General features: G+C 42.0%; 20 protein-coding genes and 1 pseudogene. 15 read left to right on the forward strand and 6 right to left on the reverse strand.

The genetic code is table 11. From position 1 onward, the window contains the following. Nucleotides 1–29 precede the first annotated feature (29 nt). On the reverse strand, nucleotides 30–869 hold the full coding sequence (locus M886_RS01675; RefSeq protein ID WP_048050533.1) for a class I SAM-dependent methyltransferase: 840 nt from the start codon (nucleotides 867–869) through the stop codon (nucleotides 30–32). Between the two features lie 256 nt (nucleotides 870–1,125). On the opposite strand from M886_RS01675, the pseudogene M886_RS01685 reads away from it, so the two are divergent. Next, nucleotides 1,126–2,559: pseudogene (locus M886_RS01685) on the forward strand (IS66-like element ISMma14 family transposase). 265 nt (nucleotides 2,560–2,824) lie between these two features. Here M886_RS01685 and M886_RS01690 read toward each other — a convergent pair. Next, complete coding sequence (locus M886_RS01690; protein WP_048050534.1) at nucleotides 2,825–3,427, reverse strand: acetate uptake transporter; 603 nt, start codon at nucleotides 3,425–3,427, stop codon at nucleotides 2,825–2,827. Nucleotides 3,428–3,672: 245 nt separating this feature from the next. Between M886_RS01690 and gpmI the strand changes: the two genes are divergently transcribed. Together gpmI and M886_RS01705 are read left to right on the forward strand one after the other, a co-directional pair. Continuing rightward, nucleotides 3,673–5,220, forward strand: coding sequence for a 2,3-bisphosphoglycerate-independent phosphoglycerate mutase (gene gpmI / locus M886_RS01700; RefSeq protein WP_048050536.1), 1,548 nt, complete (start codon nucleotides 3,673–3,675; stop codon nucleotides 5,218–5,220). A gap of 310 nt (nucleotides 5,221–5,530) precedes the next feature. Next, nucleotides 5,531–6,487, forward strand: coding sequence for a beta-ribofuranosylaminobenzene 5'-phosphate synthase (locus tag M886_RS01705; RefSeq protein WP_011032855.1), 957 nt, complete (start codon nucleotides 5,531–5,533; stop codon nucleotides 6,485–6,487). A gap of 539 nt (nucleotides 6,488–7,026) precedes the next feature. Here the strand turns inward: M886_RS01705 and fen are convergent. The 3 genes from fen to M886_RS01720 all read right to left on the reverse strand — a co-directional run bounded on the left by fen (nucleotide 7,027) and on the right by M886_RS01720 (nucleotide 10,285). Beyond that, nucleotides 7,027–8,043 carry a flap endonuclease-1 gene (gene fen / locus M886_RS01710; RefSeq protein WP_048050537.1) on the reverse strand — a complete coding sequence of 339 codons (1,017 nt, stop codon included), beginning with the start codon at nucleotides 8,041–8,043 and terminating at the stop codon, nucleotides 7,027–7,029. Between the two features lie 607 nt (nucleotides 8,044–8,650). Then, nucleotides 8,651–8,953, reverse strand: coding sequence for a hypothetical protein (locus M886_RS01715; protein ID WP_011032857.1), 303 nt, complete (start codon nucleotides 8,951–8,953; stop codon nucleotides 8,651–8,653). 996 nt (nucleotides 8,954–9,949) lie between these two features. Further along, a complete protein-coding gene (locus M886_RS01720; RefSeq protein WP_011032858.1) occupies nucleotides 9,950–10,285 on the reverse strand; it encodes a hypothetical protein in 336 nt (111 codons plus the stop codon). A 558-nt stretch (nucleotides 10,286–10,843) separates the two neighbouring features. Here M886_RS01720 and M886_RS01725 point away from each other — a divergent pair. The 11 genes from M886_RS01725 (at nucleotide 10,844) to M886_RS01775 (ending at nucleotide 21,840) form a co-directional block, all read left to right on the forward strand. Then, the gene (locus tag M886_RS01725) at nucleotides 10,844–11,737 is read left to right on the forward strand and encodes a presenilin family intramembrane aspartyl protease PSH (RefSeq protein WP_048050538.1); all 894 of its coding nucleotides are present in this window, start codon (nucleotides 10,844–10,846) and stop codon (nucleotides 11,735–11,737) included. A 118-nt stretch (nucleotides 11,738–11,855) separates the two neighbouring features. After that, entirely contained in the window at nucleotides 11,856–12,656 is an 801-nt protein-coding gene (locus tag M886_RS01730; RefSeq protein WP_048050539.1) for an HAD family hydrolase, read from the forward strand. Nucleotides 12,657–12,903: 247 nt separating this feature from the next. Continuing rightward, entirely contained in the window at nucleotides 12,904–14,517 is a 1,614-nt protein-coding gene (gene atwA, locus M886_RS01735; protein ID WP_048050540.1) for a methyl coenzyme M reductase system, component A2, read from the forward strand. Between the two features lie 41 nt (nucleotides 14,518–14,558). After that, nucleotides 14,559–16,136 (forward strand): methyl-coenzyme M reductase-associated protein Mmp3, encoded by a 1,578-nt coding sequence (mmp3, locus tag M886_RS01740; RefSeq protein ID WP_048050541.1) that lies wholly within the window; start codon nucleotides 14,559–14,561, stop codon nucleotides 16,134–16,136. 168 nt (nucleotides 16,137–16,304) lie between these two features. Further along, nucleotides 16,305–16,748 (forward strand): methanogenesis marker 6 protein, encoded by a 444-nt coding sequence (locus M886_RS01745; protein ID WP_011032863.1) that lies wholly within the window; start codon nucleotides 16,305–16,307, stop codon nucleotides 16,746–16,748. 5 nt (nucleotides 16,749–16,753) lie between these two features. Further along, nucleotides 16,754–17,257 (forward strand): methanogenesis marker 5 protein, encoded by a 504-nt coding sequence (locus tag M886_RS01750; protein ID WP_048050542.1) that lies wholly within the window; start codon nucleotides 16,754–16,756, stop codon nucleotides 17,255–17,257. Continuing rightward, nucleotides 17,254–18,501, forward strand: a complete 1,248-nt coding sequence (locus M886_RS01755; protein WP_011032865.1) for a methanogenesis marker 15 protein — start codon at nucleotides 17,254–17,256, stop codon at nucleotides 18,499–18,501. Before M886_RS01750 ends, M886_RS01755 begins: the two co-directional genes overlap by 4 nt. A gap of 7 nt (nucleotides 18,502–18,508) precedes the next feature. Beyond that, nucleotides 18,509–19,108 carry a methanogenesis marker 17 protein gene (locus M886_RS01760; protein WP_048050543.1) on the forward strand — a complete coding sequence of 200 codons (600 nt, stop codon included), beginning with the start codon at nucleotides 18,509–18,511 and terminating at the stop codon, nucleotides 19,106–19,108. 1 nt (nucleotide 19,109) lies between these two features. Beyond that, the gene (locus M886_RS01765; RefSeq protein WP_048042715.1) at nucleotides 19,110–20,045 is read left to right on the forward strand and encodes a methanogenesis marker 7 protein; all 936 of its coding nucleotides are present in this window, start codon (nucleotides 19,110–19,112) and stop codon (nucleotides 20,043–20,045) included. A 141-nt stretch (nucleotides 20,046–20,186) separates the two neighbouring features. Further along, on the forward strand, nucleotides 20,187–20,684 hold the full coding sequence (locus M886_RS01770) for a carboxymuconolactone decarboxylase family protein (RefSeq protein ID WP_048037281.1): 498 nt from the start codon (nucleotides 20,187–20,189) through the stop codon (nucleotides 20,682–20,684). A gap of 493 nt (nucleotides 20,685–21,177) precedes the next feature. Beyond that, complete coding sequence (locus M886_RS01775; protein ID WP_084685119.1) at nucleotides 21,178–21,840, forward strand: matrixin family metalloprotease; 663 nt, start codon at nucleotides 21,178–21,180, stop codon at nucleotides 21,838–21,840. Between the two features lie 33 nt (nucleotides 21,841–21,873). Here the strand turns inward: M886_RS01775 and M886_RS01780 are convergent, their stop codons facing one another. Beyond that, a complete protein-coding gene (locus M886_RS01780; protein WP_048050544.1) occupies nucleotides 21,874–22,311 on the reverse strand; it encodes an NUDIX hydrolase in 438 nt (145 codons plus the stop codon). A gap of 156 nt (nucleotides 22,312–22,467) precedes the next feature. Here M886_RS01780 and M886_RS01785 point away from each other — a divergent pair, with 156 nt between their 5' ends. After that, nucleotides 22,468–24,183 carry an aldehyde ferredoxin oxidoreductase family protein gene (locus M886_RS01785; protein WP_235203848.1) on the forward strand — a complete coding sequence of 572 codons (1,716 nt, stop codon included), beginning with the start codon at nucleotides 22,468–22,470 and terminating at the stop codon, nucleotides 24,181–24,183. Nucleotides 24,184–24,238: the final 55 nt, after the last annotated feature.

Raw genomic sequence — 24,238 nt, forward strand, 5'->3', positions numbered from 1 at the left:
TGAACGGCTAAAAACGCCCTCATTTTTTTTCAAAAAGAAGAAACCTTCCACCACATCTTCACCCTTGTGCTTTTGCCTTTCTGCACTAGGGCTCCATTTTCTTCTTCTAGCACATCCAGAAGGTAAGACCTGAGTATTTCTTCCTGCTCAGGCGAGGATACGGCATATTGAGGCTTAAAGTGTTCAAGAGCTTCTTCAATGTTTTCAAACCGGTTATTATGTTCAAAAGAAAAGACCTTCATATTCGGATAGATGCCCATATCGTAGAGTACGTTGTAAAGGACATCTGCCTTCGGGCCCTGCCTGTACTCACAGCCGTGAAGGATAGGCCAGAGCTTTCGGGAATGAATATCCCAGGATGTGTCGCCTGCAAACCAGTAAAGGTAAACATATCCTGAAGATACGTCAATCATTTTCTGGATTGAAGCCCGGATATCTTTCATGCCCAGTGAATATGACGCGAATACAATATCATAAGGAGGGCAGAGGTCAGACCCTGCGTCAACAGCTTCCCAGTCTTTATAAACACAGTCAATATTCCTGGTCCCATAGGTCTCCATGTTCTGTTTCAGTATCTCCATCATTCCTTCTGCAGGCTCGACTGCTGTCACATGTGCAACCGTCTCAGCAAGAGGAATTGCCAGGCTTCCCGGGCCGGCACCTATATCGAGTACTCTGGACTCAGGAGTAAGAGCCATTCCGGATAGAGTTTTTTCAACCCTGCCTTTATTTTCCTGAGTCATATCCCAGAAACGTTTTGCACTTTTTTGGCTTTTCCACATATTTGTGCAATCGGTATTCGTTTTTGTTTTACTTTGCAATTCCATTTTCTCTTTCCAGAGTTCATTCCAGTCGATTTTGAGATCCATTCTTCATCCTCGTTGGTTTTTTCCTGGTTTGACCACAGGTAATATAGAAAGTTAAATGAGTGTTAAAAAATAAGTAATTTATTAAAAAATCCTGCACATGTATGAAAAGAATCTTCTTTGAGAAGTATTGCCGGACTGAAAGACTGCAGAAAAATAGAGAATAAAAAATGTAACTATTCAGGTAGCCTTAACGAGGCTACACATTTTTCCTCGTTCCGAGGAAAAATTGGATATAAAATGATTCCTTTTTAGCTTTATGAAACGTGATGAGATTCTTTCTTACTGTGCTTCAAATCCTGAAATTATTGTAGCTTACATTGAGAGTTTAGAATCTCAAGTTAAAGAACTCACTGAAAGACTTGTAGCCTTAGAATCTCGTTTAAATCAAAACAGTCGTAACAGCAGTCGACCTCCTTCTACTGATTATTTTGTCAAAGAGAAACCTAATCCCAAGAGTCTGCGTAAACCAAGCGGGAAGAAACCTGGAGGTCAGGAAGGTCATCCAGGCACGACTCTTGATATGGTTGATCATCCTGAGTAGGTAATAGAACATTCTTTGACCTGCTGCAAAGAATGCGGATCTACCCTTGAGAATGTTGAAGTTGAAGCTTATGAGAGAAGACAGGTCTTTGACATTCCTCCCGTAAATCTAATTGTTACAGAACATAAAAGTCAGATTAAAACCTGTCCTTGTTGTGGAAAGTTGAATAAAGCCGTTTTTCCCGAATCAGTGAAATATCCGGTTCAGTATGGCCCTAATATTTTAGCTTCAGCTATTTACTGTAAAAATTACCAGTTTGTTCCTTATGATAGAATTTCTGAGTTATTTGAAGACATTATGGGAATAAAAATCTGTCCTGCTACGATAATTAGAGCAGAAAGAGAATGTTTCCAGAATTTAGAGGAATTTGAAAACGTTATTAGAGAGAAGTTATTAGCCTCGCCTGTAATCAATTTTGATGAAACTGGTATGAAGATTGAAGGAAAAAGACACTGGCTTCATGTAGCTTCTAATGAAAAATACACATGTTATTTTGCTCATACAAAAAGAGGAGCAGAAGCAATAGATGCTATGGGAATTCTTCCGAAGTTTAAGGGAGTAGCAGTTCATGATGGATGGAAACCTTACAACGTTTATGATTGTGATCATGCTCTGTGTAACGCTCATTTACAGAGAGAACTTACAGGAATTGAAGAGAACTATAAACAGACATGGGCTAAAGAGATGAATGAACTGCTCACTGAGATGAAGAAATACACTGATGAGTGTAAAGAGCAATTAAGAGAACCTGATTTTGAGCAAATTAAAGCATTGGAAGAAAGGTTTGATGCAATTATCATTAGAGCGCTTGAAGAAAATCCGCATTCTCTAAATCCTGAAAAACAGGGAAAACGCGGTAAAAATCCAAAAACAAAATCAAGGAATCTGCTGGATAGGTTTATAGAACACAAAGAAAAGATTCTGAGATTCCTGACAGATTTGAAAGTTCCATTTGATAATAATCAGGCAGAAAGAGATATCAGGATGATGAAACTACAGCAGAAAATATCGGGAACTTTCAGAAAAGCAATGGGAGCGCAAGCTTTCTGCAGAATTAGGGCGTACATTTCTACAGGAAAAAAGAACGGTTTACCTGTTTTAGAGGGTATTCGTGCGGCGCTCATAGGAGCGCCGTTAACTATACTCTGAGCAGTTACTAAAAAATAACAAAAAAGACAATGAAGAAGAGATGAGAAGTAGATGAAGAGATGATGGAGAAGAGATGAGAAGTAGATGAAGAGATGATGGAGAAGAGATGAGAAGTAGATGAAGAGAATAGATAAGAAGTAGATGATAGAGAATGGATGAGAAGTAGATGATGAGAATAGATGAAGAGATGATGGAGAGAAAAAATTAAAGAAAAAATTAGGGCTAAAAAGCCCGGAATAAACGTTTAGAAATCTGCAAATATTTTTTAGAGGGGAACTATCTTTTTCCCGTAAGCCTCGTTCAACACCTGGCCAAGAGCTGCATATATTGCAGAAAGTCCTGTGAGGATTCCTTCATAACCTGCGATCACGAGTATTGATTCACTTCCAAGGTAGTTGCCTGCAGCCAGCAAGAAGAACAGAATTGTAAGGGTAAAAAAAACAACAGAGAGAGCTTTTGATCCTTTTAGCGTGCCTATGAACATGAAAAGAGTGAAAACTCCCCACATGAAAAGATATGCAGCAAATGGGAATGACTCCGTGGCCAGCCCTGCATAGCTTTCAGACTTGGGAAGCAGGACAATTCCTACCAGTGTGAGCCAGAAAAGCCCGTATGAGGTAAAAGCCGTTGCTCCGAACGTATTACCTTTCTTCCATTCCTGAATCCCTGCAATGATCTGAGCCAATCCACCATAGAAAAAGCCCATTGAAAGAATCATTGAATTCATCGGATAGAAACCTGCATTGTGTATATTTAAAAGCACAGTTGTCATTCCGAACCCCATCAAACCCAGTGGAGCAGGGTTTGCGGTTAAATCCTTGATTTTTATGTCACGAATGTCCATAACATCTTTAATGTTTTGACTCATAAAATCCAATCCTCCTTCCCGTTAACCGGAGATTTCGCCTGAACTTCCAATAAATAATACGAGGAGACACCCTCCCTTTCAGGATGTCTCTTTTTCACCTTTTGGAGAAGTATGTAATTATTAATACTTATATTTAAGGACAGTAGATAAATTTTCAATACATCATAAATATATAACATTTAATTTTATAAGAAGTCTCCAGATCACGGGAATCTATTTATTAACATGTGCGGATTTCCCTTCATATGACTCAGGCAAGAAGACCTCTTATGCTTATGATCCTTGATGGCTGGGGCTACAGGGAGGAAAAAGAAGGAAACGCTATCCTGGCAGCCAGCACTCCTAATCTTGACCGGCTGCAAAAAGAACGTCCCTCCTGCTTGTTAGAAACATCCGGAGAAGCCGTAGGACTGCCGCAGGGCCAGATGGGAAACTCTGAAGTTGGTCATCTGAACATAGGGGCAGGAAGAGTTGTTTACCAGGACCTTACAAGAATAAACGTCTCTATAAGAAACGGAGACTTCTTCGAAAACCCTGTTTTGCTGGATGCAATTTCAAATGTGAAGCTCAATAATTCGAGCCTTCACCTTATAGGACTTGTCTCTTACGGAGGCGTCCACAGTCATATGACCCACCTTTATGCCCTTATCAAACTTGCACAGGAAAAAGGGCTAAAAAAAGTATATATACATGTGTTTCTGGATGGGAGAGACGTCCCCCCAAAAGCTGCATTAGGAGACGTCAAGGAGCTTGATGCGTTTTGTAAAGAAAACCAGAGTGTAAAAATAGCGACAGTACAGGGGCGCTACTACGCAATGGACAGAGACAAACGCTGGGAAAGAACAAAACTTGCATATGATGCCCTTACTCTTGGAGTCGCGCCATACAAAACCTCTGATGCCGTAACTGCAGTTTCTGAAGCTTATGAAAGGGGAGAAACTGATGAATTTATAAAGCCCACAATAGTTACAGACTCAGGAGGAAACCCCGAGGCAGTAATACAGGATACGGATTCGATAGTTTTCTTTAACTTCAGACCCGATAGGGCGAGACAGCTTACCTGGGCTTTTGTAAAAGACGACTTTGAAGGCTTCACAAGGGAGAAACGCCCGAAAGTCCATTATGTCTGCATGGCACAGTATGATGAAACCCTGGATTTGCCCATAGCATTTCCACCTGAAGAGTTAACAGATGTTCTTGGCAAAGTACTGAGCGACAGGGGGCTTATCCAGCTCCGCATTGCTGAAACCGAAAAATATGCCCATGTAACTTTTTTCCTCAACGGCGGACAGGAAAAATGCTATGCGGGAGAAGACCGCTGCCTGATCTCCTCACCTAAAATATCCACCTATGACCTCAAACCTGAAATGAGTGCATATGAAGTTACGGACGAAGTAGTAAAAAGAATCCAATCAGGAAAGTACGATGTGATCATACTTAACTTTGCAAATATGGACATGGTGGGGCACACAGGAGACTTTGAAGCCGCAGTAAAGGCTGTGGAGACAGTGGATAACTGCGTGGGAAGGATTGTAGAGGCGCTGAGAACGGCAGGCGGGGCAGCACTTATAACTGCAGATCACGGGAACGCCGAACAGATGGAAAACTCGCATACAGGCGAGCCGCATACGGCTCATACTTCAAACCGTGTAAAGTGCATATATACAGGAAACGGTGAAGTAAAAGCCCTTGAGAATGGGAAACTGTCCGATCTCGCGTCTACCCTTCTTGATCTTCTTGAAATCCCAAAACCTGAAGAGATGACAGGCAGATCACTGATAGTGAGAAAATAAAAGTGAGAGAATAAAATAAACAATGAATCTCATTGATGAGAAAAAATAATGAGAAAACGAAGCCCGGAAGAGAATCAGTGATTTTAAATTTTTATTACTCCCTTTTAGTTTTGTAAACTTACCAATCTAACCGGGGTTCTCTTTTCACAGAACACTTAGCTTTTTACGGAATCTTCTGTACCCAGTTTTAGAACCAGAAAGACTCCCCGAGCAGGATTTTTTTTAAAAGATTAAATATGAGCAATTACAATAGAAAGTAAAGATAATGAGGATATTATAAAATTTTAAAATGTCCGGGATTGACAAACACATGATCAGAATAACCACCCCTTGCAGAATTCATATGACTCTTATTGATATGAACGGAGAAATCGGAAGAGTCGATGGAGGAGCAGGACTTACCCTTTCATCTCCGAATATAGAGATTACGGCAGAAGAAGCCGAGGAAGTCAGTATTGAAGGTCTTCAGGATTTTGCCGATCGAATGGAAAAAGCTGCAAAAACCCTGCTCCCTGAAGGGAAAGGAATCAGGGTCAATGTTGAGGAAGTGTACCCGGCTCATGTGGGTTTTGGATCAGGAACTCAATCTTCCCTGGCAGTAGCGGCAGCAGTAAATGAACTCTACGGGCTTGGGAAGAGTGTCAGAGAACTCGCACTCACGGTAAAAAGAGGAGGAACTTCAGGTATAGGAGTAACTGCTTTTGAGAAAGGAGGGTTTATAGTTGACGGAGGACACAAATTTAAAGATAAGGGAGGATTTATGCCATCGGCTGCAAGCCGCGTACCTCCCGGTCCAGTTCTCTTCCGGGAGGATTTCCCTGAATGGGACATCCTGTTAGCAATTCCAAATGAGAAAGGAATGCATGACCAGGAGGAAATTGATACATTCAAAAAATTCTGCCCCCTGCCCATAGAGGAAGTAAGGGAAATTTCCCATGTAGTGCTCATGCAGATGATGCCTGCCGTAATAGAGGGAGATATTGAGAGTTTCGGAGCTGCAATAAATCATGTCCAGACTGTCGGCTTTAACAAGAGGGAGAGCCTTATCTGGCCGGATTTTGTAAAGAATATTGCTTCTTTCCTGCGCAGCCAGTGTTATGGAGCCGGAGTAAGTTCATTCGGGCCTGTGGTCTATGCTCTTGTGGATAATAAAGAAGAAGGCAGAAGGCTTCAAACAGAAGTCCAGAAAATGCTTGACGAAACCGTAGGCGGAGTCACGATGATGACCAGGGCTAAAAACAGCGGAGCAGAGATAACCAGAACCTGAATATGAAAAATCTGAAGCCCTGGTAAAAGAGTTAAGATGGATTAATTACCGGGAGAAATTACCGGGAGATACGGATTCAGGAGAATTAACATGGGCAACGTCGGGGTCGTTTTCCGGAAGCCGGTGAAAAATCTCTCCCGACTCTCCCGGTCTACGTGCGCAAACGCGTTTGAAAGTTAATTAAGGCTTTGAAGCATAGTGTTACTTCACACTTACCGAAATCTCATGCCCTTCCTTAACAGAAAGCCTTGAATCTACTGCAATATTCACCCAGGCATAAAGCCTGTGCCTTAACCAGCGCACTTTTACCTCTCCTTGTCCTTTACTTCTTTTTTACCTGACTGACTACCTGGCGGATCTGATCAACAAGTAAGTATCAGTCCTGTAAAAGCCATTTTAGAGCAAAGAGACCACTGTTCATGGAAAAAAGCTCAGGTCCACGGCTCCTTGTAAGTGAGAATGAGTTTATTTTTCCCTCGAATGCCCCGGTTCAGATTCTGCCAGCCTTAAACCTTCTTCGCCGCAATCCTGAAAGCCTTTCAGAACCACTGGTCAAGGGTTTGCTGCCTTGCCCCTGAAGCCGCTTTAAGGCGATCTGCGGCTTTTACCACCCTGTCTTCAGAGAAATCGTTCTCGTCGCAGAGGAAATTAATGAGTTTTTCAGAGTCGGGTTTTCCCCATTTGATTTCATAGTCATCCGTAACATCAGGATGGGTAAAAAGTTCCTTTATGCTGTCCAGAGCTTCAATCTCCATACCTTTTTCCCGGAGCACGGCATGAATGTTTCCGTGCTTTTTAATCAGCTTGAGGGCTGTTTTGGGACCCACTTTTTCCAATCCTTTATTATAATCCGTGCCCACACAGATTGCTATATCAATAAGCTGGTCTCTGTTGATTCCCAGAGCGTCCAGGGTTTCCTCAAGCTCAATCATTTCAAGTTCAACATCAACATACACATTTTTCCCGGGGAGCTTGCGTTTGCCGGTGGCAGCCAGATTACGGACTACAGTCGGGGCTCCGAAGAGGAAAGAATCGTAGTCCTGGGAAGCAACACAGTCAGCATCTTTTTTAAGGACCATATGCGCAGCCTGCGCCTCGCCTTCACATGGAGCCTGTATCCAGGGGATGCCCATAATATCGAGGAGATATTTGGAGTCCTCAATAATGTCCGGGTCAACTTTTGAAGAAGCCTGGGCGTACTTATATGCAGCTTCAAGGTTGCCCTCTGCTTTTGCATTCTCCCACTTTTCCTTTGAAGATTCCCTGATTTCTTTCCTTCGATTCAGAGTTCCTGTTTTCATTTCAGGAGGCTTGCCGTCAAAAACGAAAACAGGCTTGATACCTGCCTCAACCAGACTGGCTGTGCGGTAGAGAAGCCCTGAGAGATGAGAAGTTACTTTCCCCTGTGAATTAACCAGAGGGCTTCCATCTCTCTGGCGGATGATGCTCAGAAACTGGTGCAGGGTGTTAAATGCGTCAACTGCAACCACCCGGTTTGAAAGGTCAGAAAGTTCTATTTTTCTTTTCCGGAGCAGATCTCCTATATCCGTACCCATGTTTTACCTCAGAATAAAACTCTATATCAAACAGTGATGCATTTTTTTTGTTTATTATCATTAACCCTTTTGCTGTCAGGTGAATAATCATCTCCAGCAGGTTTATTGCGAGAATGTATTACTGAAGGTATCTCCAGTTATTTGACAATAGGCTTTATGTATACTGAAGTTTTACGCTCTACCGGACAGAAGTTTTTACCAGAAAAAGAAGTAAAAAAGGCATAAAGATAATTTGTGTCAGATCGAGGAGAAAACAATTAAAGAGAAAATAGACTTTTTAAAGCCATCAAATTTCCTCCCCGGAACTCAGGGCAAAAATCAATATTAAATTTAACAGACTGTTTCATTTTATGTAAGCCTCGTGCCTGCTTGTCAGATCCTGCGCATTCCATTAGATGTACTCCCCAGCGTACACTTTCCATAAGATGTACTCTTCTCGTAAACAGAAAGCTGTGATATAGAAAGATGAGATATAAAATTGCAGCAACCCATTTTCAGGAGTTCCAAATAAGGGCTCGACCACTGGAATTCCAGTATAAGCTATTCAGGAGAAAAAAAATTTGAAGAAATCTGCGATTTTGTCGACATATGTCGAAATCGGAAGATTTCAGGCAGTCAGATCAAGCCGGACATCAATTACAGAGTCTTCGTTTGCCTCTATTTTGGATATTGTCAGCAGATTCCCTTTCCTTTCCAGAAGAGTAGCCTTCGTAACCTGGACCTGGTGACCATCTATCTGTTTTTTACTGTTGTTTTTATGGATAACCAGAAGCTTCTGGCCCATTTCCGCTCCTTCTCCTATTTTGGAGACGATATTCCGTATGACCTGCTCAAAATCAGAATAAATCAAAATCTCCGACTTATTTGCAACCTTTTTGATAATACCAATCGGTTCAAGATTGAGGTGCATATTAGCTTTCCTTCTTTACCTGCTTACACAAGTAATTCAATATACTAACTCTGGGTAATAATACCTTACGATTCTCAATATCAATATGAATATATTTATAAATATCTGGGATACAGATATTCCCCTCTAATACAGAACATCCGATATATAAATATTGCTAAACCATGGGGCTTGCCCCCGAAAAGAACATGAGAATATTAATGATTCGGAGGAGTTCTGTAACATAAATTGTTAAATATAGAATTGAAAATAATAACAATTTCAATTCAGTAAAAGTGAGGATTAAAGTCTCTTCAATAAAACATGTATATGAACTTTTCCTTTTAATTTATTCCGTGAATGTAAAAATTTGTTCCCGGGAAAAAATAATTCAATATGTTGTACTGATTGCATGATTTCAAAATAATTTTAGAGATTAAAACATTCAAAAGTCAGTCAAAAAAAATCGTTGATTAACGAAAAAGAAACTGAAAAGTGGTTATGATGAAAAAGAAAGATAGAAAAAACTACATCATGAGAAAATGAAATGGAAAAGAAGAAAAAAAGAATTAAGTACAGTGAAAAATAGAAGAAGAAAAATTAAATAAAGTGAAAAGATAGGAAAAAGGAAATCAAATAAAGTGAAAAGATAGAAATAGAGGAAAATTAAGGTCAAAATATAGAAACAAGAATCATATGAAGTCAAAAGATAGAAACGGAAATCATACAAGGTTAAAAGATGTAAATTGAAGCCGTATATGGCTAAAGGATATAAACGAGAGTCATATAAGATTAAAACATAGAAATGAGAAACAGATAAGATTAAAAGATAGAAACTAAAGTCAGATAAGATTAAAAAATAGAAATTAAAGTCAGGAAAGGTTAAAAGAGAGAAACAAAAGTAAGATTAAGTTAAAGATAAAAAAGTCAGGCAAAGTCAAAAGAAAAAAAGGTTACGGATAAAAAGAAGACCGACAGTAATCAACTTTGCGGAGAAAAAATAAGATTTAGCAGAAATTAATGATATTTTCTGCGGTTAAATTCATACACTGCGTTGTCAACTTTGCTTGAGAGTTCATTCATCCTTTCTTCAATTTTTGTGTCCGATGTTTCCATATTAACCCTGAGGGCGCGGTCTCTTGCTTCAATTTTATCTTCAAAATCCTGAAGTTTATTGTTAATGGAAATGAGCATGAGAGATAATGTTCCGGTCAGAACCATGATAGATATGATAATTAAAGGGTCAATAAAAGGGTTTTCGGGCTTGTACGTAAACCTTCTGAGCCACTCAAAGGATAGAAGGAAAGATGACAGAACCATCACAATAAGGAATACTGTGTCTCTTGTCTCCATTATATACCTCTGATGTAATTATGGAAATTTTCCTGATAAAATCACAATTTTAATAAGTCGCATTTTTATAAATCACAATTTTTGCATCAAAAACAAATTTCCAGATGGCGGAATGGAAATTATTAGGTGAAGATAATCCCATAAAGTATTTACTGTTTTTCAATTTTTAATATACTTCTATATTAACTATTTTTTATTTCGGTTTATTTTTTATACAGTGATTCTATTTAACTATTTGCATAAATTATTTATTTATCCCCTGTCTCGAATTTGTTTTTTTCGTAATACGAAAAAACCAGGCAATATATAAAAAAGAGTTACCGGGAAGATAATGAAATAAACTAACACAATCCAGAAATTTTGATAAAACAAAAATTCAAGAGAATATACCAGATTGCAAATCGATTACACAAAAGGTACAGATAAGATAAGTATTGGAGCAACAGACAGTATATCAGACAGTATATAATAGAGAGGATAAAAATTGAAGATAGAGGATAGAGTAAATATATAAAGGAATAGAAAAAGCATACTGTCAAGAAATAAGGAGTTTAATAATTGAGTTCCAGCGAAAATTCACTCAAAGATTATTTACCAATTCTCTCCATGGCAGGACTAATATTAATAGTACAGATTCTTTCCCTGCTCCTGTCCACGCCAATGGAAACGAATGAAATGCAGGCTTTTGAAGATCCCACGCAGGTTTCCAACTCAATATATTATATCGTAATGATCCTGACTTTTACGCTTTTTGTTCTGATAGCTATAAAGAAAAACATGAAATGGATCATCAGCTTACTGATATATCTCGCTATATTAAGCACTCTATACTATGTATTTTTCGCACTTTTAACCCTGATTCCTTCACTTGCAGGCCTTGAAAATATAATTTCAATCCTGCTGTCTACCGGATTAACATTACTGCTCTACAAATACCCGGAATGGTATGTAATCGATATCCTCGGAGTCTGCATAGCAGCTGGAGTCAGTGCCCTGATAGGGATTTCCCTTTCCGTTATCCCGGTAGTAGTCCTTCTGATACTTCTTGCGGTCTATGATGCTATCTCGGTGTACAAAACAAAACACATGATAACTATGGCTGAGGGTGTGATGGACCTTAAACTCCCCATTCTATTCATAATTCCAAAACATCGGGACTATTCATTTATTAAAGAGAGTTTTAAAGAGGGAGAAACTCGCGAAGCTTTTTTCATGGGGCTTGGTGACGCAGTCATGCCCAGTTTGCTTGTAGTTTCCGCAAATGTATTCATTGAAAACGGAGGCATCTCATATCCGGTACTCGGGGCAATGCTGGGGACTCTTGCAGGGCATGTGATCCTGTCTATCCTGGTGATGAGAGGAAAACCCCAGGCAGGGCTCCCCTTCCTGAATTCCGGAGCAATTCTGGGCTTTTTTGCAGGGGTTTTGCTTTCGGGAGCATCAATTCTGTGAAGAAAGAAAAAGGAAGGTTTAACTTTACTACTTCATTTATTTTTATAAAATTCCTTTTTCCGCCTGTTTTTTTCTGTTTTCACAAAGATTTTTTTATTTTATAGAATAATCATTTGACATGGCCAGACGAATTGCAGTGGTCTTTGACAGTGCCGGGACTCTTCTACACATGTACAGAGTTGCAAAAGAATCCAGCACAGGGAACCTTCTCGAAAATATAGAGAGCACTGCCATTGTTGCGAAAAAAAACGGTTGCGGCCTGGTAGCTCTTAATACGGAAAAAGAGATAATCCTGCGTTCAAAAAGAGAGATGACTTTATTTGAATTTATAAGGGACTACAGGATTTCAATAGGCATAAGCTGTTCAAAAGGGCTGTTTACCTCGGATATTGCCTGTGAGGTCATAAAAAGCTCTTCCCTCTTTATGGGAGATGTTCACGATGTGCTCGAAGCGGTTACAGCCCGCTGCCCTGACAGCATTTATCTTGCGGCAGGACTGATAGTGGACTCTGAGGCAAGAAAAATACCTTATGTACTCAGCACAGGAGGGCAAGTATTCAGCAAGACCTTGCAGACAGTCCAGATACTCAAGACCATGGAAGTGGATACATATATAGCATCAGGAGATAGAATGTCTGCACTGGCGCAACTTGCAGAGTTAATAAATATCCCTGTAGAAAGAGTCTTTGCCTTTGCAGACCCCTTTATAAAGGAGAAAGTTGTGCTTGAACTTAAAAGCAGGTATGAGAAAGTAGTTATGGTAGGCGACGGAATTAACGATATCCTGGCTCTCAGGGCAGCAGACGTGGGAATAATGACAGTCCAGCAGGGAGACAAAAGACCTGAAGAACTCAGAAAAGCAGCAGATGTGGTGCTCGACGACATCATAAAAGTTGTGGATGTGGTAAAAGGATTATAAGGAGCAAAAATCCGGCAATTTTGCCAGCTGATGCTGGTTATCAATGTTCACAGTGACAAAATAATGCGTTATGTTTATGTAATGTTTATTCTTATCTACTTGTTGCCCATATGTGTGAAATTTATTGGTCATGTTAGTGTAAAATTCCACTTTGAGATAATTACTTTTCACTCTTGAGCGATACGCCCAGGCAGGCGGGAGAAAGCCACCAGATTCATATGCAGCTCATTATTGCGGAGGAAAATTCATGCCAGTATTTATTGAAGTTAAAAACCTAACTGTAGACTTCGACGGTCTCAAAGCTCTGAAAAACGTAAATTTAAAGATCAACGAAGGGGAAGTCGTTGGAATTCTGGGAAAAAGCGGATCCGGAAAAACAATCCTGATGCATGTGTTGCGCGGGACAGAATCATTTGAAAACATCTCAGGCGAAGTAATATATCATCTGGCCCGCTGTGAAAAATGCGGATATATAGAACGTCCAAGCAGAGTAGGACAGAAATGCCCGGTCTGTGGCGAGACTCTTGAGTCATTTAAAGCCGATTTCATAAAACTTTCTCTTTATGATCCGGTGAGAAAGGATATCACCAAACGTATTGCAATCATGCTCCAGAGAACCTTTGCCCTTTATGGTGATGAAAGAGTTCTTGTAAATGTCATAAACTCCCTTAATGAAATCGGGTATAAGGGAGATGACGCCATGAGAAAGGCAGTTGAACTCCTTGAAGAAGTAAACTTAAGCCACCGCATGATGCATGTTGCAAGGGAGCTGTCGGGAGGAGAAAAACAGAGGGTTGTACTTGCAAGGCAGCTCGTAAGGAACCCCCTGCTGCTGTTAGCAGACGAACCCACAGGGACTCTTGACCCCATGACGGCAAAACTGGTTCATGAAGCTATTATAAAAGCTGTCAAGAACTACGATATGAGCATGGTGCTCACCTCACACTGGCCCGAGGTAATAGAGAAACTGGCAGATAAGGCAATCCTGCTTGAAAATGGGGAAGTCGTTCAGGAAGGAAACCCGCTTGAGGTTTCTGCAGTCTTTATGCAAAGCGCATCCATGGTCAGGCAGGACAGGAATGTCCTGGTAGGGGAGCCTATTATCCGCGTAAGGAACCTGTCAAAACGTTATATTTCAGTTGACAGGGGCGTTGTAAGGGCTGTTGACAACATCTCTTTTGAAGTGAAGGAAGGAGAAATATTCGGACTTGTCGGAGTAAGCGGGGCAGGCAAGACCACGACCTCAAAAATCCTTATGGGGATTTTACCGCCAACCTCAGGAGAAGTCGAAGTCCGCATCGGAGACGAATGGGTGGACATGACAAAACTGGGAGTTGATAATAAAGGCAGGGCAACGAAATACATGGGATTCCTGCACCAGGAATATGGGCTTTACACCCACAGTTCCGTAATAGACAACCTTACAGAATCCATCAGCCTTGACCTCCCATTTGAACTGGGGGTAAGAAAAGCCGTAATAACTCTTAAAGCCGCAGGGTTTGAAGAAGACAAGGCAAAAAGTATTTTACCCAAAATGACCGATGAAATGAGTGAAGGGGAGCGGCATAGGATTGCACTTGCGCAGGTTCTGATCAAGGAGCCAAGAATCGTCATTATGGACGAGCCAACCGGGACAATGGACCCAATTACAAAAGTTGCGGTGACAAATTCGATTCTTAAAGCCAGAGAAGAAATCGGAGAAACGTTTGTCATCGTCTCCCACGATATGGACTTTGTAAATGAGATCTGCAACCGCGTCGCACTTATGCGCGATGGGAAGATAGTGGATATAGGCCAGCCAAAGAACGTACTTTCCCAGCTTACAGAAGAAGAAAAGATCAAAGCTGCAGAAGAAATATAAATATGCTGCCACCTCTTAGTATGGAAAAATACTAAAATGAGGTGCCGATTACGAGTAATGAGATCAGCGTAGAGGTGAACGGGCAGGTTTACACTTTGCCCGCAGGCTCTACCATTGGAGACGCCCTTAAAGTTTCCAGAGCCCCCTACATAGCCGGTGCAGCGATTGGGATTCTCAAAAAAGCCGCTGAAAAGAGAACGGAGAAAATCACCGAATACGCTATCAATACGCCCAAAGGGGAGCTGAGGATAGAAATCAAAGACCCCGAGTCAACCTCAGGAAAATTATGGGCCGAACATTATAAAGAGTACGAAAGAAAGGACATCCACTGGGAAAGCCCTGAAGCTCTGGCTTTCGGACCTTTTGAAGCCGATATAAAACCTTCGCGTGAAACAGGAAACTTTGAAGCTTTTGATGTCCTTTTCGGAGCTGGAGGGTTTGATCCGCACAATACTCATCTGATCCTGTCAAGGAAAAGACATTCAGCCGAGTATGGGTCTCCTGATGACGGTGTTTTTGCAAGCATTGTAACCGGGAGAAAAATAATTTCCAAGATTTCCAAAGAAGATTCTATCCTGAGCATAGAGCCTGTTATAGAATGGGAACGGATTACAGAGAAAACATGCACTACCGACCTCTCGACCCCTCTCGAAGACGAGGACAGTGTATATACTTATTTTGAGGTTGAGCTTTCCAGAAATGCTCCTGTGGGGGCAGAGCATTTCTATGCCCTGACCCGTGAAGGGACACTTAAAGTAGATGCGGTTACCAGCTCGTTTATTTCGGACGACAGTCTCAGGGAAGTGCCTGCTCCTTATGAAAATTTTGAGCAGAGAAGAGAAGGTGCCATTTCGGTAAGGACAGTTGGATACGGGACAGGTAGAATATATATTTCAAGAGAAGAACGCCCTTCAAGCCTTGTGCATTCTGTCGTGGGACAGGTAACAAAAGGGCTGGAACTCATAAAACTTGCAGAAAAGGGGCAAAAACTGTCAGTAGAAAGTCTTCCTCCCCAGATCGTCCTTCTAGGGCACAGCTTTGAAGAGGTGGAGCCTTTACTTTCCTCTATTGGAGTTGAACTGATAAAAGAAGGCTACGCCGGAGAAGATTCGGTGATTGTCAGGCAGGAACCCCCAACTACCCTGGAAATTCTCGGAGAGGCTAAAGTAAAGGCATATGCCGTAGCCAGGGCAAAACTCATCGAGGTTGAACTTTATACGGAGATAGCTCCAAAATCTATTGACTTTTTCCGCCACGCTCTTGATCTTAAAACCAAAACCGTCGGAAAACTTCCCGTTCATATGATATACGAGACCACTTACCTTTTTAAAACGGAAAAGGAAATGGTGAAATATAAGGAAATCCTCCCTGAAAACACGCCTGAGAAGAAAGTACTGGCTGGGGAAATAGGAATCACAAACCAGGCAGCAAAGAGAATGGGTACAATAGGAGTCAGACTTATAGATGACGATCTTTTCGGCCCCACAGGAGAGAAATTCTCTTCGACAAACATTATCGGCAGAATTGTCGAGCCTGACAAACTCAAAGGCATCAAAGAAGGAGATGCCATATACATAACCGAAGTTGCACGCAAAGAAAATGGTGGCCAGAAAAATTGAGAACAGGGATAAGAATAATTAGTGAAGTATAAAAATAGCCGCATAAATTGATAAGTAATGCAACAATAAAATAATACATAAGCGAAATAAATACCCGATGCTTGAGTGGATTCACATATTTTGATTTTTTTTCAGGTGAAGTCTCCCGAAGCTAAGGAGAGACAGAAAATGACAGAGATAAAAAAGGAAGAGATTACGAAAGTTATTGTAATCAGTTCGGATAAAGTGCTGCCTTCAGACGCAGCCATGAAGATTTACGAATCAGAGTTTCCGGTTACTGTAAAGGAAACCTGCTTTGGATTGATTGTAACAGGTCCTAAAGAAGATGTTTTATCAGTGGCCGAAAAGATCCGGGAACTGGATAAAAACCATATTTTTATAAAAGATAGGGGATTTCCTGCCGGCGACGAGAGACGCTGCCGGGCAAGCCGGGGGGGAGGTCCGAGACCTGGATTCCATTTCCTGAGAGAAGAAGTTGAGATGCTCCCTGCCATAGGGGCTGCACTCGATGACCTGGAAGCAAAAGGATGTGTAAAAGAGAAGCCAGAGGAGAAACGCAGACTTAAAGTTTCGGAGCTTGAAAAAGTTATTGAAGCGGAACTTTCGAGGTGAATTTTTTGGTAAAGGTTTTCATTTACCCTATAAACAGTCTTATTCTTGCTGATCTTGTTGAACGTTTCGGGCACAGGCCCCTTAGCATGATGAACCAGATACGAGAAAAAGTTACAAACATCGGCCTGGACTCTCCCCCTATTAATATCACTTCCGAAGACCCTAAACTTGGTCTTAAATATGCTGCAATTGAAGTGCCTGCCGGAGTAAGAGGAAGGATGTCACTTATAGGTCCACTGATAGAAGAGACCGAAGCTGCAATTATAGTTGAAAATCCTCCTGCTAATTTTGGCTGTGTGGGCTGTAACCGTACAAATGAGTTAATGAAATATCTGGTCCGCTCAAAAAATGTCCCCATACTTGAAGTAAAGTATCCTGAATCCAGTGAAGAAGCCCGAGATTTTGTAAGCCAGATCGCAGAATTCCTGGAATCATTGCCTAAAGAAAAGTCTGAAGAAAGTAATAAGGCAGACAAAGAAAAAACAGCTGAAGAGGAGGACAGGAAATGAGCACTGAAGAATCCGGACTTGTCAAGATTGCCCTGGTGTCCTGCGGCTCTGAATATGCGGGAGTCCAGCCTGAATTTGATGAAGCGGCAGCCAAAGTGAAAGCAAAATTTATTTTTCCTGAAGTTGACGTTGCATCCATAGACACCATAGGCAGGGATTTCGGGCTTGAAGTTGCAAGCGGAGACCTGAGGCTTATGATGGCTCGGGCAAAAGCTGTCGTTGAAGGGACAACCAATGCCGATGGAGTCTTTATCACTACCTGCTTCCGCTGTGCAGAAGGAGCTATCGTGCGGAACGAGGTCAGAAGGTACATCCATAGACACTCGAATATTCCGGTTATTAGCTACTCTTTTACCGAGAGCACCACTGCAGGCACACTGCTCACCCGACTGGAAGCCCTTACTACAATTGTCAGACGCAGGCACCTCCTTACAAGGGAAGTTCAGCACGGGCTTACTGCCGGGATAGACTCAGGGTCAACAACTACAAAAGCAGTGGTAATGAAGGACAATAAAATAATAGGCAAAGGGTGGGTGCCGACAACAAAAGTCATTGAGAGCGCTGAAGAAGCATACTCTATTGCCCTGAAAGAAGCCGGGGTTTCCAGGGAAGAAGTCCAGGCTATGGGAACGACAGGATATGGACGCTTCCTTATAGGAAACCATTTTAACGCCCAGCTTATCCAGGAAGAGATAACCGTCAATTCAAAGGGAGCGGTCTATCTCGCAGACAGGCAGAAGGGGCCTGCAACAGTTATTGACATAGGCGGGATGGACAACAAGGCGATCTCGGTTGAAGATGGAATTCCGGGAATGTTTACAATGGGCGGGATCTGCGCCGGAGCTTCAGGACGTTTCTTTGAAATGATTTCAAAGAGGCTTGGTGTGGACATCACCGAACTTGGAGCTCTTGCAGTTAAAGGTATGCATGAAAATGTATCCATGAACAGCTACTGCATAGTTTTCGGGATTCAGTCCCTTGTAAATTCCCTTGCCAAAGGGTCCACCCCTGAAGATGTAGCCGCTGCTGCATGTTATAGTGTGGTAGAGCAGATTTATGAGCAGCAGCTTCAGGAGGTTGACGTAAAAGAACCCCTGATTCTCGTAGGCGGCTCTTCCCTGATCGAAGGGGTTCCAAAAGCCCTTGGAAAGCTTCTCAAGATTGATGTCCTTGTTCCTGAAAACTCCCACCTGATAGGGGCAGTAGGAGCAGCACTTCTTGCTTCCGGCTTCGTGGAGGAGTGAGATCAAAATGGATTCGCTTGAGATCTTTGTTGTCGAGTCCGCAATTGATTCGGAAACGGAGTTTTACAGAAAGATCATCGAGGACAACCTTGCGAGTCTCAAGCTTGCCCCTGCAATAGGAAGAATCAAGGTAGTACTGAGACCTGAAGATTCCCTTTTCCAGATGGCAATCATCCTGAGGGATGTAGGCACCAGGGTTACGACAATCGATATTGCCGACGTGGAAACAAAACCCGTCGCCGGCGAAGTAGTGATCTCTATTAAAAAAGAACAGTATATCCCGGAACTGCTTGTAAAACTCTGGGAACGCTACGGAAAAGCAAACATCAGTCAGCCGGACCGCTGGACAGTAACCATCAGTACGGATAAGCCTGCAGAAGAGGCTGAATTTATTAAAGAAATGCTGGTTGCAGATCCCAGGCACAGGCTTCATGAAAACCTTGTGGACTTTGCAATCCGGGTAACACCAGAGGGTTTCAGGGTACGCTACCACCTTTATAAAGGCAATCGCTTTGTATTTGTAGCATCAGAAGAAACATTAGAGCGTGAGTGGATTGAAGAAGCAGGAGCAATGCTAGACGAATTAATGGAAGGAGGGAAAAAGTAAGATGGCTGTACTCCTACCCTATCTTTATACCGGCGGAGTCCATAAGCACGGGCTTCTAATCGAACTGATGGAAGACCTTGGAGGATACATAATTCAGAAAGTGGTTACAGGGACCGAAGTCAATCTCATAATGCTTGTGCCTGAAAAAGACGTTGATATTGTGAAAAAACTTTCTAAAGAACTGCTTGGAATACTGGTGGAAGCGCCTTTAACAGGTGTGGAAATCGCAGTTGTATCCCCAACACTTGCTTCCCATCACCTGCCCCACTCAGCCTGCGATGTAGCAGAATACCTGCGTCACCCCGGAGCCAATACGAACATGTTAGGGCTCGCACGAGGGATGGGGCGAAGGGTATCCCTTTCAATGGACTACGAAAGGAAGCTGATTAACGAGCACGATATTGCAGTTTTCACCTTTGGCTCTTTCAGTGACTGCATCACAAAAAAGAAGCCAAAACTTTTTGAAGGCATAGAGATACCCATTGTGGTGACAGGTGGGCCTTCAGATCTTAAAACGGAGGATATTCAGGGAGCAGACCTCTACGTAGGAAATATCGGAAGAGTTTCCCACAGGTTAAGAAGAACTGAGGAAGTTAATGCCCTTGAAAATCTCAACCAGGAGGTTTCAAAAATAGCGGACAGTATTCGCAAACAGCAGGCAAGAGATCCTCTGGCAGTACTTCCTGCAAGGGTGATGAAAGAGATAGAAAATCAGGTCCCGGAAATCCGTACTGTGCTCTCTCCCGCCCCGCTTACCCTTCAGCTCGATGGGGTCAGGGTAAAACTGCCGTATGACCAATTCCATGAAAAAATAGAAAAGCTGGAGTTTGATGAAGGGGTTACTCTTTCAGAGCTTGCAAATATTTCTCGGTCAAAAATGAAAAATTATATATTGATAAAAATCAAATCTAAATCCGACGTAGGTTTTGCAATTTGACCCGGATTCTGTTGAGCTAAAACTATCCATTTTACATTTTTACTGGGTTTGTGCCTTTTCACTTATCCTTAAAACTGTAAAACCCGACCCGGAAAATGGGTCTAGCCCGGTTTCCACGTTAATCTATGCTGGTGGTTTCATATGGAACTTGAGGATATTGTGGAAATTTTAAAAAATGATCCCCAAAAAGTCATTCCTAAGCTCCTTGATGACGTTCGGGAGCAGTATGGAGAAGTCCCCTATATTATGAATTTTATGAAAGATCTCCCTGAGATCTTCATTCCGAAAACCCTTTATGATAACTCCATCATGCGAGAGGTAAAAAATCTCGACCAGGAAACCGTGGAACTTATCTCCATTGGAGTGGCTTCTGCCCTTCGCTGCGAACACTGTTTGAAGATGCATGTGAGAGTAGCGAAAAGGAAAGGGATTTCAAAAGAAAAAATATTTTCTGCAATAATGATAGGGGCATCTCTATCAAATGCTGCCGTGCTTGCAGAAAGTACAAGAGCTCTTGCTTCGGAATTTCCAGATGAGAATGGAAAAAATAAAGAAGAAAAAAGCGAAGAAAAAGAGCAATGTGACGACCCTGACTGCGAGGTATGCAATATTGCCGGAGCACATATAAAGCAAACATGAATGAAAGCAGGCATGAATGAAAGCAGGCATGAATGAAATAAACATGTAAACCTGAAATTTAACTTTTTCAAACTGGCGGATTAAAGAACCAGTTTTCAATACTTGATTTTAAAGACATTTTCTGGTCTGTTTTATCAAAAAGTGAACCTGAGATCCAGATAGGTTTCCAGGCGAATAGATCCGCGTCAAAGTTATTATAACCATGGAACTACTTTTTGAAAATATATTTCTAACACTAATTAACTCAAGCTGTAAACGCCAGATTAACTGCAAACATAAAAATTGCTATAAACACCAGATTAACTGCAAACATAAAAATTGCTATAAATACCAGATTAACTGTAAACATCAAACTCATGCAGGCTCGAATCAGAACCCATACTGTTTGTACGGCAGTATACCTGAAAACAGTTTAAACAAATCAATGCTGATACGGGGGCTCATCTTTATTAATCAAAAAAAAATAAATCTAATAATATTATCCTTCGTTTTATTGCTGATAGTATTTTTAATACCTGCCGTTTCCGCAGAATCCGGGGAAGTCCCGGAAAAAATTCTCGATAAACCCTGGGACCATTCCCCAATCACAGTATACATTGACGATAAGAATACCCCTTCCCGTTACAGCCCCACATATTATGAACAGGTAGAAAAAGCTCTTGAATACTGGGAAGAAGGAGGAAACGGGAAACTTAATTATACCCCTGTTTTTGAGATCGTTGATTCCGAAAATGCTGACATAAAGATAAGGTGGGTTGAAAACCTTGAGAAAGTAGAGGGCGCTCCTTCAGGTGTGGCAGGCTATGCAAAGCCGAGGATATCCGGAGACCGTTTCATTGAAGTTGAAATAGTACTTGAGGTTGGGAATTATCAGGGCAGGTCATGGAGCCAGTATGGAGACTCAACCATGCTCAGCATTTCAAAGCATGAGCTTGGACATGCCCTTGGTCTCGGTCACAGCGATAACCCGAGGGATATAATGTATCCGAAATATGAAATGAGGGATAACATCAATCCCATATTGTGGAGCAGGTATGGAGGCCTGATACGTGCAGCAGTTTTTTTAGCTCTTGCAGTCCTGCTCTTCCTGGGGATAAGCTGGCAGAAAAGCCGAAGAAAAAGAAAAAAACTCGAAGATGAGTATTTTAAAGAATAAAAAATCCAAAGGATAAAAAATGCAATACTCAGATTAAATAAAGAGCTTTGAAGGTTTTTTGTTCTCACGATCAAACCTTTCAAAGAAATCCCGGAAATAAGCCGGGAGCGTCTCCATACCGAGAATCTTTTCCAGCGAGACCCAGGAATATTCAATGTGCTCATAGCTCAATTTAACGTCAGCGACAACATACCCCCCATCAAACACGATAGCAATGACCTTCTTTTCAGTGAGTTCAAAGTTTACCTGCCCTGCAATATCGCCCGGTACCATTGTAATTCCGGTTTCCTCCCAGACTTCACGCACAACCCCTTCTTTAAGAGACTCGTCCGGGTTTACCTTTCCGCCCGGAAGGTCCCACTTTCCTGCATTGGTGCGGGAATTTTCCGAGCGCCTGAGCAGCAGAAATTCCCCTTTTTCGTTCCGGATGAGAGCATATACGGAAATGATATAAGGTTTCTCCAGGTTCATGTAATATTATCTACAATTTCTCTGCCTTAAAGAATGGCTCTTTCAAGATTTTCACGGTAAAAATTACAATTAAAGCCCATTCTCAAAAAGCATTTTCAAAATTTAAGCATCAAGAAAGCCCAGAAAAGATTAAAAGATATGAAAAGGGATTTTGATATGGTTTACCGGACAGGAAAAACAGTATATATAGACCTTGGCTCGGAATCGGTTAATGCTGTAGAGACTGATGAAAAGTTAGTCCTCAATTACCTTGGAGGGAGAGGGCTCGGAGTAAAACTGCTTTCCGAACTGGCAGATGCTGATATTGACCCCCTCAGCCCGTTAAATCCACTTATTTTCACTGCAGGGCTACTCACGGTCCTTGCTCCCATGTCTTCAGGTGCAATTGTCACATCGAAATCCCCCCTCACAGGCACGGTATTCAGCTGGAACACAGGCGGAGGCTTTGGAAGGGAACTGAAAACAGCTGGAATTGATGCGCTTGTGATTACCGGAAAAGCAAAGAGGCCTTCTCTTGTGGAGGTAAAGGGAGAGAAGATAAAAGTCAGGCAGGCAGACCATTTATGGGGTAAAAATACGGGAGCATGTACCGAAGCCCTGAAAAATAAAGGAAGCGCCGCCTGTATAGGCAGGGCAGGAGAAAAGGGAGCCCTTATTTCTTCTTTTGTAATTGATTCCATTCACAGCGGCCGGGGAGGCCTGGGAGCTGTTGCAGGCTCAAAGATGTTGAAAGCTGTGATTGTAAAGGGTGAAAAAGAGATCCTGCCTGCTAGCCCTGAGAGTTTTGGGGATCTCAGGGCAAAAATGTTGAAGCTTTTTGAAGCAAACCCTGTACTTTCCAAAGGGCTTTCAAATTACGGCACTCCTGCATTTGTCAAGCTACTGGACTATATGGACCTCATCCCGGGAAGAAACTTTTCCGAAAGAAGGACTTCTTTTGCTGACCGTTTCTCAGGTGAGTATATAAAAGCCAGTTTTGATCTCGAAAAAGAAAGCTGCCCCTCCTGCCCCCTGAGCTGTAAACGGAGAATAAAAAAAACAGGGCAAATTCTTCCTGACTACGATTCTTTATGGGCTTTCGGATTTAACCTTGAAAACCCCGACTTTAACTACGTGCTCCTGGCAGACAGAATATGCAAAGACTACGGGCTTGACCCTGTTTCTGCGGGTTCGGTACTTGGCGCTCTGGCAGAACTCAAATCAGAAAAAATAGAGGCAAGAGAACTTGAAGGTCTGCTTGAAGAAATGGGAGAAGGAGGCAAAACCGGGGAAGGTGCCAGAAAATATCTCTCAAGCCGGGGGAGAGAAGATATCAGCATGGATGTAAAAGGGCTTGAACTCGCAGGGTTTGACCCCAGGGGGATTAAAGGTCAGGCTCTGGCTTACGCGACTTCCTGCCACGGCGGAGATTATCTTACAGCCTTTATGGTAGGGCCGGAAGTTCTAGGAAAACCACTGATGCTGGACCGCTTCAGCCTTAAAGGAAAAGCCGGAATCCTGCAGGCATTTGAAAACATGACTGCTGTGCTTGATTCTCTTGTACTCTGTCCGTTCTCGGTTTTTGCCGTAGGCGAAGAACTCTGTTCAGCTTTATTATACGCCGGGACAGGAATAAAAATATCTCCTGCAGAACTCTTGAAGGCTGGGGAAAGGATCTGGAATCTTGAAAGAGTTTACAATATAAAAGCAGGATTCTCTCGAGAAGATGATACACTCCCTCAAAGGCTGTTCGAAACGAGCGAAGGGAAAGGAAATGGAATAGATAAGCAGGAGTTTAACGCAGCTCTCCAGGAGTATTATCATTACAGGGGCTGGGACAGAGAAGGCGTGCCTCTCCAGGAAAAGCTTGAAGAACTGGAAATCGCATACTGAAAAAATTGAGAAGAATCAAGGAGTTCTGGGCATATCTTAAATTCCTCAGAAAAAA

It is taken from the genome of Methanosarcina soligelidi (assembly GCF_000744315.1).
GTDB lineage: Archaea > Halobacteriota > Methanosarcinia > Methanosarcinales > Methanosarcinaceae > Methanosarcina > Methanosarcina mazei.